The following is a 12,959-nucleotide window of genomic DNA, read 5'->3' as shown; positions in this document are numbered from 1 at the left end:
GCCACACGCGGGCTGTGTAGGGTAGCCATGATGTGATGGCAGCCACCTCTCGACAAGCAATCGATGCGAGCGCCCTGTTTGTCCTATGCCATAATAAATAATATTTCAGGACAATAGGCGCCCTACCGCCTGAGCATCGCGTCCGCGGCAACCACGAGCTTCATGTCTACGTCTCTTTCCCTGATGTTCCAGCGCGTCGCACCTAAGCTCTGGCTGACACGCTGCGCCGGCCGGCTGGCCTCATGCCGCCAAGCCTGGGTGGCCCAGCCGCTGATCCGCGGCTACGCCAAGTGGTATGGCATCGATCTCGACGAGGCCCTGCACCCCGACCCAAGGGCTTATGGCAATTTCAATGCCTTCTTCACCCGGGCCTTGAAGCCGGGCGCCCGCAAGCTGGCCGATGCGGACTGGTCCAGCCCCGCGGATGGCATCGTGAGCCAGTTCGGCCGTATCAGCCTGGGGCAACTGATACAGGCCAAGCGGCGACAGTACAGCGCGGCTGCGCTGCTGGGCGACGCGGATCTGGCGCGGGCACTGGGCGGCGGCTGGTTCAGCACGATCTATCTGAGTCCGCGCGATTACCACCGCGTGCACATGCCTTGCGAGGGGCGGCTGCTGGGCATGCGCCATGTGCCGGGGACGCTCTACTCCGTCAAGCCGGAGATCGTGCAAGGCATGGACGGCTTGCTGGCGCGCAACGAACGGCTGGTGTGCTGGTTCGAGCATCCCCACCATGGCGTCTACGCCATGGTGCTGGTGGGAGCCGCCATCGTCGGCAGCATCGCCACGACCTGGCATGGCCTGGTGGCGCCGCACGGCCGGCGCATCCAGCAGTGGGACTACGGCAGCCTGGTGGCGCCCTTGCGCTTGCCGCAAGGCGCCGAGATGGGGCACTTCGAGTTGGGTTCGACCGTGGTAGTGCTGATGCCCGGCAGCGCCTGGCGCTTCCATCCAGATTGGAAAACGGGGCGGACGGTCAAGCTGGGACAAGCCATGGCCGACCAGCGTTGAAGCCGGTAGCGGCTAGCCCATGCTTTCCCGGATATCCCGCGCCAGCTTGCGGCACTGGCCAGGCTCGATCGCCGAGATGGTGATGCGCAGGCCACGGACCGGTTCCTGGACCCCGAAGGCATCGCCATGGCGCACCAGCCAGCCGCGATGGGCCAGGGCCAGCGCGACCGCCTGGTCATCGGTATCCAACGGCACCCAGAGGTTGAGGCCGTCACCGTCCGCCGCGTACGCCACGCCCTGATCCAGCAAGGCGTTCTCCAGGGCCTTGCGGCGCTGTGCATAATCCTTGCGGGCCAGCGCCATCTGCTTGGCGACCTCGGGCCGGCCCAGCGTGACCTCGACCATGTCTTGCAGCAGATGGCTGACCCAGCTGGTGCCGGAAGCCAGCCGCAGCCGCAGTTGCCGCGACGTCGCGGGATCGCTGGCCACCATCGCCAGGCGCACGTCGGGCCCCAAGGTCTTGGAGAACGAGCGCACCAGGGCCCACCGCTGCGCGCCGGACGGCAGCACCGAGTGGTACGCCTTGCCCGACAGCAAGGCGTAGTGATCGTCCACGATGACCATGGCGTGGGGATACCTGGCCAGCACCCGCGCCAGCGCTTTCGCCCGCTTTTCGCTCAGGCTGCAGCCTGTGGGGTTGTGGGCCCGCGGCGTCAGGATGACGGCCTGCGCGCCCTTGGCCAGCGTCGCCTCCAGAGCTACCGCCTGCATGCCTTCCGCGTCGACGGGCACGCCCAGCGCCTGCAGGCCGGCGATGCGCAGCATGTTGATGCTGCTCAGGAAGCATGGGTTCTCGACCGCCACCTTATCGCCGGCCACCAGGTGCGAACTGAGCAGCCGCTCGATGGCGTCCACCGCCCCATGGGTCAGGTTGATCTCGAAGGGCGCCGGGCAGTCCGGCGCGAACCAGACGCGGGCATAGCTTTCCAGCCCGGCATTGACGGTGGGCTCGCCGTACAGCCGCGGTTGATAAGGCCGGATGGCGAGGGCCGCGCTCAGGTCCGGCAGCCAGGCCGGGTTTGGATTGCCGCTGGCCAGGTCCGCCAGCGGCGAGTCCGACAGCGCGCCTTCCTGTTCCCCAGGGGCGGACTGGTCGCGGATGATGGTGCCCAGGCGGCCCTGGGTCAGGGCGATGCCTGCCGTCACCAGCCGCTTGTAGGCGGCGGCGACAGTATTGCGGTTGATATCCAGTTCGACCGCCAGATCCCGCACCGGCGGCAGCGCCTGGCCCGGCGGCAACTGCCCCGACTGCGCCATCGCGCGCACGCAATCGAAGATCTCTGCGGCGGTCTTTCCTTGTATTTTCATAGAGTCCTAAGACAATCCCGTTCCTGGCACGGACAGCGGCCGGGCTGCGTCAAGTCAATCAGGGTGACCGACTCCCGGCCTGGCCATCCCCGCGTAAGTTTGACACGGATTCCCCGTCCGCATAAAGCGGGCTTACCGCACGCAATCCACGTAATAGCGCAGGTTTCCGTCCGCGTCGCGCAACTCGACGAAACCATGGATGTCCGTGCCGAACCCCGGACATTCCCGGCTCAGTTCGCGGGAGAACTTCAGGTAGTCGACGATGGTCCGGTTGAATACCTCGCCCGGGACCAAAACGGGTATGCCCGGGGGATAAGGCGTGATCAGGCTGGTGGTGATGCGGCCTTCCAGATGATCGATCTCCACCCTCTCGGTGCGCCGCTGCGCGATGCAGGCGTAGGCGTCGCAGGGCTTCATCGCGGGGATGACGTCGGTCAGGTACATGTCCGTGGTCAACCGGGCAATGTCATGCTGCGCATAGGTCGCATGCACGTGCTGGCACAGGTCGCGCAGGCCCATGCTCTCGTAGCGGGGGAACTTGCGGCAGAACTCCGGCAGCAGACGCCACATGGGCTGGTTGCGCTCGTAGTCATCCTTGAACTGCTGCAACGCGGTCAGCAGCGAACTCCAGCGGCCCTTGGTGATGCCTATCGTGAACATGATGAAAAAGCTGTACAGGCCGGTCTTCTCCACGATCACGCCATGTTCGGCCAGGAACTTGGTGACGATGGAGGCCGGAATGCCGCTGTCCGCGAAGTTGCCGTCCAGGTCCAGCCCGGGCGTCACGATGGTGGACTTGATCGGATCCAGCATGTTGAAGCCGTCGGCCAGCGGCCCGAAGCCGTGCCATGACGTGTCGCCGTCGCCAGCGCGGATGATCCAGTCCTCGGGCGAGCCTATGCCCTCCGGCGCCAGCGTCTCGGGTCCCCAGACCTTGAACCACCAGTCGCCGGCGGCAAAATGCGTGCCGACCTCTTGCATCGCACGCCGGAAATCCAGCGCCTCGGCGATGCTCTCCTCCACCAGCACCGTGCCGCCAGGCGGCTCCATCATGGCCGCGGCGACGTCGCAGCTGGCGATGATGGCGTACTGCGGACTGGTGCTGGTGTGCATCAGATAAGACTCGTTGAAGAGGTGCCGGTCCAGCTGCCGCGTCATGGAGTCCTGCGCCAGCACGTGGCTGGCCTGGCTGATGCCGGCCAGCAGTTTATGCGTGGACTGCGTGGAGAACACCAGGGATTCCGTGGGCCGCGCACGCTGCTTGCCCATGCAGTGGTAGGCGCCATAGAACGGATGGAACACCGCGTGCGGCATCCAGGCCTCGTCGAAGTGCAAGGCGTCCACATAGCCGTCCAGCGCGGCCTTGATCGTCTCGGTTTCGTAGATGATGCCGTCGTAGGTGGACTGCGTCAGCGCCATCACGCGCGGTCGGACCTCGTCGGCGTCCAGGTGCTTGAGCAGCGGATGCGCGCGGATCTTCTCACGGATGGTCTCGACTTCGAACTCGCTGCGCGGAATCGGGCCGATGATGCCGAAATGGTTGCGCGTGGGGCGCAGGAAAACGGGAACGGCTCCCGTCATGACGATGCTGTGCAAAATCGACTTGTGGCAATTGCGGTCCACCAGCACCACATCTCCCGGCGCCACCATGTGATGCCACACGATCTTGTTGCTGGTACTGGTTCCATTCGTCACGAAGTAGCAGTGATCCGCATTGAAGATGCGCGCCGCGTTGCGCTCGCTCGCGCCGATGGCGCCGTTGTGGTCCAACAGCTGGCCCAGTTCCTCCACCGCATTGCAGACGTCCGCGCGCAGCATGTTCTCGCCAAAGAACTGGTGGAACATCTGGCCGACTGGACTCTTCAGGAACGCCACCCCGCCGGAATGCCCCGGACAATGCCAGGAATAGGAGCCGTCCTCGGCGTAGTCCAGCAAGGCTTTCAGGAATGGCGGCTTGACGCCTTCCAGGTAGGCCCGGGCCTCGCGGATCAGGTGCCGCGCCACGAATTCCGGCGTGTCCTCGTACATGTGGATCACGCCCTGCAGTTCACGCAGGATGTCGTTCGGAATGTGCCGCGCGGTCTTGGTTTCGCCGTAGACGTAGATCGGCACATCGGCGTTGCGCCGCCGCACTTCGCTGATGAATTCCCGCAAGGCCAGCAATGCCGGCGCCACGCCCTCGCCGTGCGCCAGTTCCTCGTCGTCGATGGACAGGATGAAGGCGCTGGCGCGGCTTTGCTGCTGCGCGAACAGGCTGAGATCGCCGTAGCTGGTCGTGCCCAGCACATCGAAGCCCTCGGCCCTGATGGCCTCGGCCAATACCCGGATGCTCAGGCCGGAGGTGTTTTCCGAACGGAAGTCCTCGTCGATGATGACGATGGGAAACTGGAACTGCATTGCTGTCCTCGGTCAAACCCGGGCCGCCCCCATGGCGGCCCGGTGGCAAGGACAGCCACGCGGCCCCGCTTACCGGTGGCCGCGCGAAACAGCAGTCCGTCCGCGTCGGACGCTTGCAATTTATTTTGTCCTCGAACACAATTATATATGTCTTAGGACAAAACAATTGGCGCGGTGGCAGAGTGGCTATGCAGCAGGATTGCAAATCCGCATAGGTTGGTTCGATTCCAGCCCGCGCCTCCACTTTCCTGGCTAGGGGCGGGGGCCGGCCGCACTAGACCGAGTGATCGCGCAGGTGTTCCCGCAATGCGTCCGCGAAGGACAGCGCGATGACTGACGACGGCCAATGCTCGGGCCATACCAGGCTGAGATCGAACGAGGCGCCCGGCTCCAGCGGCCGCAGTTGATCCAGTCCGCCCGGGATGCGCGCGGCGGTCAGCCGGTCGACCAGTGCAATGCCCACGCCGCGCATCACCAGTTCCATCGCCACCGAGGTCCAGAACACCTGCACACGCCGCCGCGCATAAACCTTCTGCTGCTCCAGCAGCGCTTCCAGCCAGAAGCGGGTGTGATCCAGGTTGTCGTAGATGATGAGATCGCGGCCGGCCAGTTGCTCCACGCGTATGGTGTCGAACTTTTCCAGCGGGTCGCCTGGGGGAATGGCGCAATACAGCTGCAAGCTGACCAGCGGCTCGGCCACGACGCCCGGATGCTGCCCCCCGTAGAAGCACACACCCATGTCCACCTGACGCGCAGCCACCCATTCGACGATGCGCGCCGAACTGCGTGTCTGCAAGGCCACGGAAATATTGGGGCGGTCGGCCATGAAGCTGGCGAGCACGTCCGGCATGACGGTCAGGGACAGCAGCGGCAAGGACGCGACGGTCAGGTGGCCCTGTTTTTCGCTACCCAGGTCCTTGATGAAGCTGTCCAACTGCGAAAGGCCGGAAAAAAGCCGGTCGACCTGGCCATACAGCGCCCTGCCTTCCGGCGTGGGCAGCAGACGCCCGCCCTTGCGCACGAACAGGGCCACGCCCACGCGGCGCTCCAGCTGGGCGATGTACTTGCTGGCGGCAGGCTGCGAAATCAGCAGCACCTGCGCCGCCCGCGACACCGAGCCTTCCCGCATTACCGCCCTGAAGATTTCTATCTCTCGCACGTTCATGCGACGACTATAACTATTTAGCTATAGACATGGCAATTATTGGTATTAGGCAGTTATGTAGATTGTTCCTAGGATGATCGCTCGACTTTCATCCAGGACCCATCGTGTCGGAAAACTATGCACCCATGGAATTGCCGTTCGGCCCGGACGTCTATGCCGCGAACCTCGCGCTGCTTGCGCGGGACATCCAGGCCCAGGGCCTGTCGGCGGCCATCCTGTTCGACCCCGAGAACATCTACTGGCTGACCGGCTACCGTTCCATTGGCTACTTCACGTTCCAGTGCCTGGTGGTCACGGCCGACGGCAGCATCGCCATGGTCTCGCGCCAGGTCAACCACGCCGTGGCGACCGGCAACCGCAACATCGCGCGCTTTGTCGCGATCGATGACATCAGCGACCCGGTCGAGGTGCTGGCGGGCTACTTGCGAGACATCCTGCCCCGCGGCCGCATCGGCCTGGAAACGACCTCCGGCTACCTCAGCGTGGCCGCCTACAAGCAGTTGCAGGCGCGTCTGGGCGTACGCCTGGCCGACTGGCAAGGGCCGATGGAAGAGGCGCGCAAGATCAAGACCGCGGCGCAGCTGGGATTCATGCGCCAGGCGGCGGATGCGGCGGTCGCCGGCATTGACGCGGCCGTGCGTGCGATCGCCGTGGGCGCCACCGAGAACGACCTCGCCGCCGCCATGCTGCACGGCGCCACCAAGGCCGGAAGCGAATACACCCGCGTGCCGTTGGTGGCCGTGGGCCGCGCCAGCGGCGTCTGCTTCACCACCTGGCAGCGCCGCGAGCTCAAGCAGGGCGATCTGGTGTTCCTGGAGGCCGCGGCCAACATCAACCGCTATCACGCCATGATCTCGCGCAATTGCGTCGTGGGACGCGCCACCGAGCGGCAGCGGTTCCTGGCCGGCACCGTCATCGCCGCGCTGGACGCCACCATCGACGCCATCCGCCCCGGCGTCACGTCCGCCCAGGTGGACCAGGCCTGCCGGGCGGTATTCGAACGCGCCGGGCTGGCGCATTACTTCGATCACCGCACGGCCTATGGCATAGGCATCGGCTTCCCGCCCAATTGGGCCGAGGGACGCTTCCTGGCGTTGCGCCCGGGCGACCCCACCGTGCTGGAACCGGGCATGACCTTCCACCTCGTGCCATCGCTGTTCATGCCTGAAGGCGGCTTCATGGCCAGCGAAAGCGTGGCCGTCTCCGAGGACGGCTGCGAGGTGCTCACCCGCTACCCGCGTGAGCTGATCGAAATCGACGCCTGACCACCAAAACCGGCGCGCCAACAACATACAAGGGGAATTGCCGTGTTGAAGAACTGGATGTATCCAACCATCGCGGTCATCGGGGTGCTGCTGTTGTGGCACGTCTCGATACCGCTGTTCGGCCTGCCGGCCTATCTGCTGCCTCCGCCGCTGAGCGTGCTCGAACGTCTGTGGACGGACTCGGCGTTCCTGGGCCATCACAGCTGGGTCACGTCCGTCGAAACGCTGGGCGGCTTTCTGCTGAGCATCGCGGTCGGCATACCGCTGGGCATCCTGCTGGTGTGGTCGCGCCCGCTGGAGCGCGCCATCATGCCGCTACTGGTGGTCTCGCAGGCGTTTCCCAAGGTAGCGGTCGCGCCGCTCATCATCATCTGGTTCGGCCTGGGCCTGTTTCCCAAGATCCTGATCGCATTCTCGGTGGCTTTCTTCCCCATCGTGGTCAGCACGGTGGCGGGCATGCGTTCGGTGGACGCGGACCTCAACGACCTGGCCCGTTCGATGCGGGCAGGCGCCCTGCGGACCTTTCTGCGCATCCGGCTGCCATACGCGCTGCCGCAGATCTTCTCCGGCCTGAAGGTCGCCATCGCCTTCGCCACGGTGGGCGCGGTGGTGGGCGAATGGGTGGGCGCCGAAAGCGGCCTGGGCTACGTGCTGCTGTCGGCCAACGCCAACCTGGACACCACGCTGTTGTTCGCCGTGCTGGTCGCGCTCATGCTCATCGGCCTGGTCTTCTACTACCTGGTCGAGTTTTCCGAACGCTTCCTGATCCCCTGGCACATCAGCGTGCGCAGCGACGCCCTGCCCTCTGCCTGACCCCGCCCTCCGGAGACACCATCATGAAACTCACGACCCGACTTGGCTGGACCCTGGCCTGCCTGCTGGCCGCAGGCGCAGCCAACGCACAAGAGAAATTGAGCCTGCGCCTGGACTACAGCATCTACGGCACGCACGCGCCGCTGTACTACGGCATAGACAAAGGCCTCTACAAAGCCGAAGGCATAGACCTGAGCATCGGCGAAGGCAGCGGCTCCAGCAATACCGCCAAACTGGTGGCGCAAGGCATCGATCCCATCGGCTTCATGGATTACGGCACCATGCTCAAGGGCGTCGCCGCGGGCATGCCGCTGAAAGCCGTTTTCGCCGTGCACCAGCGCTCCCCCATGGTCATCATCAGCCATGCGGACGCACCGGTGCGCGCGCCCAAGGACCTGGAAGGAAAAGTGCTGGGCATGAGCGCGTCCGAATCGACGGCGCAGATGTTCCCGGTGCTGGCCGCCCTGAACGGCGTGGACCAGAAGAAGATCAATGTCATCGCGCCGGCCGTGGGCACCAAGACCGCCCTGTTCCTGCAACGGCGCGCGGACGCCATCACCGGCGTGACCTACTTCCATATCCCCCCGCTGGAAGCGCAGGGCGCCAAGGTGCATTACTTCTTCTATGCCGACTTCGGCGTCAACGCGCTGGAAGGAGGACTGGCGGCCAATACCAAATGGCTGGCGGCCAACCCCGACACCGCACGCCGCTTCCTGCGCGCCACGCGCAAGGCCTACGAGGCGGCCCAGGCCGACCCCGCCGCCTCGGTCGACGCCCTGGTGCGCCAGCGGCCGGAACAAGCGCGCAACCGCGACCAACTGGTGCGCCAGCTGCAGCTCTCGTTGCAGGCAGCCGGCACGCCCAATACCAAAGGGCTGCCGTTCGGCGTCTCTTCGGAAAAAGACTGGCAGGCCATGGTCGACCAGTTCGTACAGTCGAACCAGATCGCCAGCCCACTCCCGACCAGCGCGCTCTACACCAACGACTACAACAGGGAATAGACATGGCACACCACGCAGCCCTGGCGCTCGCCCCGGAAGCGGACGCGCCCGATACCGCCATCGACATCCGCGGCATGGTCCAGCGTTTCGGCTCCTACGTCGCGGTCGACGGCATCGACCTCGCTATACCCGAAGGCCAGTTCCTGTCCGTGCTCGGCCCGTCCGGCTGCGGCAAGAGCACGCTGATGCGGGCGGTCGCCGGCCTGACGCCTCCCTCCGCCGGCGAGATCCGCGTGCTGGGCGAGCGTGTGACGGAACCCGGCGCCAACGTGGGCATCGTGTTCCAGCGCGCGGCGCTATTGCCGTGGCGCGACGTCACCAAGAACATCTCGCTGCAACTGGAGATGCGCAAGCTGCCCGCGGCGCGCTACGACGCCCGGCTGCGCGAACTGATCAAGCTCAGCGGGCTGGAAGGCTTTGAGCAATGCCTGCCGCACCAGCTGTCCGGCGGCATGCAGCAGCGCGTGGCGCTGTGCCGCGCGCTTATCCACAACCCCGACATCCTGCTGATGGACGAGCCCTTCGGCGCCCTGGACGCCATGACGCGCGAAGCCATGAACCTGGAGCTGCAACGGGTCTGGCTGGAAAGCAAAAAGACCGTCATGTTCATTACCCACAGCATCTCGGAGGCGGTGTTCCTGTCCGACCGCGTGGTGGTGATGAGCAAGCGCCCGGGCCGCGTGGCGCTATCGGTCGACATCGACCTGCCGCGGCCGCGCGACTACACCATGGTCGGCCATCCCAACTTCGTCAAGGCGACCACCGCCATACGCGAGTGCTTCGATGCGGCAGGGATGACGGAATGAATTCCATCCGCTACGACGCTGGTCCCTACCCCCGGGCGCGCATCGCCTTCCTGTGCGTGGCCAACGCCGGCCTGACCGAAGGGGAAATGCACGCCATGGCGCCCGAGGGCGTGGGCCTGAGCTTCGGCCGCGTGCCGATGGCGACGGCCTGCACCGTGCAAAGCCTGGCCGCCATGGAAGGCGGGTTGCGCCAGGCCCTGGACAGCCTGGTTCCGGGACGCCGCGATATCGACGTGCTCTGCTACAACTGCACCGCCGGCAGCTTCGTGATCGGCAACGACAAAGTGCGCACGCTGCTGGCGCAGGCCCGCCCCGGCTCGACCGCGACCACGCTGCTGGATGGCGTCGCGGCGGCGCTGGCCGCGGTCGGCGCCCGCCGCCTGGCCATTGCGACCGCGTACGACGACGCGGTCAACGCGCTCGAGCGCGCCTACTTCGAAGGCGCGGGCCACGAAGTCGTCTCGCTGCAGGGCCTGGCACTGCCCGATGACGAAACCATGAACCGCGTCTCGCCCGACTATCTGTACGAATTCGCCTGCGCCGTGGACCGGCCCGATGCGGACGCCGTCTTCATCAGCTGCGGCGCGCTGCGCTCCACCGCCGTCATCCAACGCCTGGAGGAAACGCTGGGCAAGCCCGTCATCGGCAGCAATCAAGCCAGCATGTGGCATTGCCTGCGGCTGGCGGGGATCGGCGACCGGATGGATGGCTACGGCCGGCTGTTCCGGGAACATTGAAATATGGATTCGCCATGGATGAAATCGATACCCGCTTGATCGGCATCCTGCGGCGCGACGCGCGCACGACGCTGGCCGTCCTGGCCAGCAAGGCGGGCGTGTCGCGCGGCACGGTCTCCAACCGCTTGCGCAAGCTGGAAGACGAAGGCGTCATTGCCGGCTACACGCTGAAGCTGCGTCCCGACTCCGATCAGGGCGGCCTGCGCGCCTGGATGGGCATTACCGTGGACGGCAACCAGACGCGCGCCGTGTTGGCCAACCTGCTGGGCGAACCCAGCATCGAACAACTGCACGACACCAACGGCCGCTGGGACCTGCTGGCCGAAATACGCGCCGACTCCACGGCAGACCTGTCCAAGGTGCTGGAGCGCGTGCGGCTGATCAAAGGCATCGCCGCCACCGAAACCAGCATCCTGCTTGCGACCTACCGCTAATCACGGCCCCGCGCGCTAGGCCGGCTCGGGAGCGCCGCGCAGCCGGATCTGTGCGACGGTTCTTTCCCCCCGCTGCTCCAGCAGGAATTCGTGCCTGTCCGGATACCTCAGCGCCAGACGTCGGCACAGATTCCCCAGTCCGCTCCCGCCCTTGGCCAGGTCGAAGGGCGCGTGCAGCCGGCCGGGATTATCCACTTCAATGAGCAATTCCTCGCCCTGCAAGCGCGTGCGTATGCCGATCGGGAAATGCCCATGTTCCGAACGCATGCCATGCTTGATCGCGTTTTCCACCAGCCCCTGCAGCGTCATGTGCGGTAGGCAGACGTCCAGCGTGGCCGGATCGATCTGGCAGCGCAGTTCCAGTTGCTTGTCGAAACGCAACGCCTGTATGCGCACGTAAGCCTCGGCGGCCTCGATCTCCTCTTCCAACCTGGGCAGGCCGCGCCCGCGCCGGTCCAGCGAATAGCGCAGGTACTCAGCCAGGCTGCGAGTCATTTCCTCCGCAATAGCGGGACGTTCGGCGATCTCGGCCACGATGGTGTTGAGCGAGTTGAACAGGAAGTGCGGTTCGATCTGCATTTGCAGATGTTCGAGTTCCAGCTTCAGAGAGCGCGTTTCCGCCTTCATCTTCGACAGGCGCTCGGTGCGCGCGCTCAGCTCGGCCGAGACTCCGAAATAGATCAGCGTCCAGATCGAGAGCATGCCCATGTAGTAGAGAAAACCCAGCCGGTATTGGTTACCCGGCAGCACCCGGATCGCGCCGGGCAGGAATAGGCCGTGAATGCCGTAGGCGATCGACGCCAGCAGGGCCGAGGCGGTCAGGCAGAACAGTACCGCACAGACCAGCACCAACAGGGGCGGATCGCCCTTGCCCGCACGGCGGCCATGCAGCACGGCCGCCGCGCTGGTCAGGACGTATGCCAGCGGCTCCAGCGCCACCGTCAGCCAGAAGGCCGCATTGGCATTGGCGAATATCGCCAGCCGGATGAAAAAGCCCACCACCGCCAGAAACAGCCACCCCAAGGTCTGCGCCCGCCAGAAGCCGAGCGACGACTCGCCCGGACTCAAGCCCTGGCTGATGGGAATGAACTTCATGGACACGCCCTCCGGAGGGGCAAAGGGTTCTCTGGAAACTGCATAGGCCTTATATTTACCCGCGTGCCAGACCGAACGACTATACCCGCCACACCACGGCGCCAAGGAGGAAAATGCTGCGCGTGCTTGTCATCGACGATGAAGCCCCGGCGCGGCGCTACTTGCGCCGGCTGCTCGAAGCCTCGGGCGACGTCCTGGTCGCGGGCGAAGCTGCCACCCTTGAACAGGCGGGGGCCCTGATCCGCGAGCATCGTCCCGATGCCCTGTTCCTGGACATCGAACTGACTGCCGGCACCGGCTTCGATCTGCTGAACGAACTGGACGCCCCGCCCGCCGTCGTCTTCGTCACGGCGCACAGCGATTACGCGGCCCGCGCCTTCGACGTCCAGGCCGCCGATTATCTGCTCAAGCCCGTGCGGCCGGACCGGCTGGAACAGACGCTGGCAAGGCTGCGCCCGCGCGCCAGCGGCCACCTGACGCTGCGCACGCGTAACGGCACCAGGCTCATCAAGGTCCATGAACTGACCCTGGCGCAGGCCCAGGGCGACTACGTGCTGCTTTGCAGCGCCAGCCATGCGAACGAGCTGATGCATATCACCTTCAAGCGCCTGGCGGCCCAGTTGCCCTGCCCGCCCTTCTGCGCCCTGTCCCGGTCCGTCATCATGAATCTGGAGCATGTCTCCCATCTATCGCAGCTTCCCGGCGCCCAGACTGAGGTGGCGTTCAACAACGGCGTCGCTTCCGTCGTATTGGGCCGGGTCGCTACGCAGCGGCTGCGGCGCGCGGTGGCTATGCGCTGACGCGCACGGCGCGGCCTTCGGGCCGGCGCCGGGGTTGGGCCGCTCAGCCGCGCCGACTCAAATCGGAAACGAGCCGATTGTCGTCGGCGACTGGGGAGACATCACGCCTTTTTCGACGAAACGCGTG

The 12,959-nt window shown here is 65.5% G+C and carries 12 protein-coding genes and 1 tRNA gene; 9 read left to right on the top strand and 4 right to left on the bottom strand.

Annotated elements, in window-relative coordinates:
• Positions 1-162 precede the first annotated feature (162 nt).
• Positions 163-1,011, top strand: coding sequence for an archaetidylserine decarboxylase (asd, locus tag AC3WOB_RS03395; protein ID WP_492274182.1), 849 nt, complete (start codon positions 163-165; stop codon positions 1,009-1,011).
• 12 nt (positions 1,012-1,023) lie between these two features.
• On the opposite strand, the gene ptsJ is transcribed toward asd, so the two are convergent.
• Positions 1,024-2,319, bottom strand: coding sequence for a MocR-like B6 salvage transcription factor PtsJ (gene ptsJ / locus AC3WOB_RS03390; protein WP_492274181.1), 1,296 nt, complete (start codon positions 2,317-2,319; stop codon positions 1,024-1,026).
• 132 nt (positions 2,320-2,451) lie between these two features.
• On the bottom strand, positions 2,452-4,716 hold the full coding sequence (locus AC3WOB_RS03385; protein WP_492274180.1) for an Orn/Lys/Arg family decarboxylase: 2,265 nt from the start codon (positions 4,714-4,716) through the stop codon (positions 2,452-2,454).
• Positions 4,717-4,884: 168 nt separating this feature from the next.
• On the opposite strand from AC3WOB_RS03385, the gene AC3WOB_RS03380 reads away from it, so the two are divergent.
• A tRNA-Cys gene (locus AC3WOB_RS03380) sits at positions 4,885-4,959 on the top strand.
• Between the two features lie 31 nt (positions 4,960-4,990).
• Here AC3WOB_RS03380 and AC3WOB_RS03375 read toward each other — a convergent pair.
• The gene (locus AC3WOB_RS03375; RefSeq protein ID WP_492274179.1) at positions 4,991-5,881 is read right to left on the bottom strand and encodes a LysR family transcriptional regulator; all 891 of its coding nucleotides are present in this window, start codon (positions 5,879-5,881) and stop codon (positions 4,991-4,993) included.
• Positions 5,882-5,985: 104 nt separating this feature from the next.
• Here AC3WOB_RS03375 and AC3WOB_RS03370 point away from each other — a divergent pair, with 104 nt between their 5' ends.
• Genes AC3WOB_RS03370 through AC3WOB_RS03345 form a run of 6 tightly spaced genes read left to right on the top strand, consistent with a single transcriptional unit; the run spans position 5,986 to position 10,937 of the window.
• A complete protein-coding gene (locus AC3WOB_RS03370; RefSeq protein WP_492274178.1) occupies positions 5,986-7,146 on the top strand; it encodes a M24 family metallopeptidase in 1,161 nt (386 codons plus the stop codon).
• A 57-nt stretch (positions 7,147-7,203) separates the two neighbouring features.
• Positions 7,204-7,959 (top strand): ABC transporter permease, encoded by a 756-nt coding sequence (locus tag AC3WOB_RS03365; protein ID WP_492274177.1) that lies wholly within the window; start codon positions 7,204-7,206, stop codon positions 7,957-7,959.
• 23 nt (positions 7,960-7,982) lie between these two features.
• A complete protein-coding gene (locus tag AC3WOB_RS03360; RefSeq protein WP_492274176.1) occupies positions 7,983-8,960 on the top strand; it encodes an ABC transporter substrate-binding protein in 978 nt (325 codons plus the stop codon).
• 2 nt (positions 8,961-8,962) lie between these two features.
• Complete coding sequence (locus AC3WOB_RS03355) at positions 8,963-9,766, top strand: ABC transporter ATP-binding protein (RefSeq protein ID WP_492274175.1); 804 nt, start codon at positions 8,963-8,965, stop codon at positions 9,764-9,766.
• On the top strand, positions 9,763-10,503 hold the full coding sequence (locus tag AC3WOB_RS03350; RefSeq protein ID WP_492274174.1) for a maleate cis-trans isomerase family protein: 741 nt from the start codon (positions 9,763-9,765) through the stop codon (positions 10,501-10,503). The genes AC3WOB_RS03355 and AC3WOB_RS03350 overlap by 4 nt, the downstream gene beginning before the upstream one ends.
• A 14-nt stretch (positions 10,504-10,517) precedes the next feature.
• Positions 10,518-10,937, top strand: coding sequence for an Lrp/AsnC family transcriptional regulator (locus AC3WOB_RS03345; RefSeq protein WP_492274173.1), 420 nt, complete (start codon positions 10,518-10,520; stop codon positions 10,935-10,937).
• Positions 10,938-10,952: 15 nt separating this feature from the next.
• On the opposite strand, the gene AC3WOB_RS03340 is transcribed toward AC3WOB_RS03345, so the two are convergent.
• Complete coding sequence (locus AC3WOB_RS03340; RefSeq protein WP_492274172.1) at positions 10,953-12,032, bottom strand: sensor histidine kinase; 1,080 nt, start codon at positions 12,030-12,032, stop codon at positions 10,953-10,955.
• A gap of 113 nt (positions 12,033-12,145) precedes the next feature.
• Here AC3WOB_RS03340 and AC3WOB_RS03335 point away from each other — a divergent pair, with 113 nt between their 5' ends.
• Positions 12,146-12,832 carry a LytR/AlgR family response regulator transcription factor gene (locus tag AC3WOB_RS03335; RefSeq protein ID WP_492274171.1) on the top strand — a complete coding sequence of 229 codons (687 nt, stop codon included), beginning with the start codon at positions 12,146-12,148 and terminating at the stop codon, positions 12,830-12,832.
• Positions 12,833-12,959: the final 127 nt, after the last annotated feature.

The sequence above is a fragment of the Achromobacter sp. FW305-C-30-7 genome (assembly GCF_058783105.1).
This window is presented reverse-complemented; position numbering and strand designations above follow the sequence as displayed.

What these genes read in the sequence shown, in the direction of transcription:
- AC3WOB_RS03350 (WP_492274174.1), top strand. Translation starts at nt 9,763, where the DNA reads ATGAATTCCATCCGCTACGACGCTGGTCCCTACCCCCGGGCGCGCATC.
- ptsJ (WP_492274181.1), bottom strand. Translation starts at nt 2,319, where the DNA reads ATGAAAATACAAGGAAAGACCGCCGCAGAGATCTTCGATTGCGTGCGC.
- asd (WP_492274182.1), top strand. Translation starts at nt 163, where the DNA reads ATGTCTACGTCTCTTTCCCTGATGTTCCAGCGCGTCGCACCTAAGCTC.
- AC3WOB_RS03355 (WP_492274175.1), top strand. Translation starts at nt 8,963, where the DNA reads ATGGCACACCACGCAGCCCTGGCGCTCGCCCCGGAAGCGGACGCGCCC.
- AC3WOB_RS03340 (WP_492274172.1), bottom strand. Translation starts at nt 12,032, where the DNA reads ATGAAGTTCATTCCCATCAGCCAGGGCTTGAGTCCGGGCGAGTCGTCG.
- AC3WOB_RS03360 (WP_492274176.1), top strand. Translation starts at nt 7,983, where the DNA reads ATGAAACTCACGACCCGACTTGGCTGGACCCTGGCCTGCCTGCTGGCC.
- AC3WOB_RS03335 (WP_492274171.1), top strand. Translation starts at nt 12,146, where the DNA reads ATGCTGCGCGTGCTTGTCATCGACGATGAAGCCCCGGCGCGGCGCTAC.
- AC3WOB_RS03375 (WP_492274179.1), bottom strand. Translation starts at nt 5,881, where the DNA reads ATGAACGTGCGAGAGATAGAAATCTTCAGGGCGGTAATGCGGGAAGGC.
- AC3WOB_RS03345 (WP_492274173.1), top strand. Translation starts at nt 10,518, where the DNA reads ATGGATGAAATCGATACCCGCTTGATCGGCATCCTGCGGCGCGACGCG.
- AC3WOB_RS03385 (WP_492274180.1), bottom strand. Translation starts at nt 4,716, where the DNA reads ATGCAGTTCCAGTTTCCCATCGTCATCATCGACGAGGACTTCCGTTCG.
- AC3WOB_RS03365 (WP_492274177.1), top strand. Translation starts at nt 7,204, where the DNA reads ATGTATCCAACCATCGCGGTCATCGGGGTGCTGCTGTTGTGGCACGTC.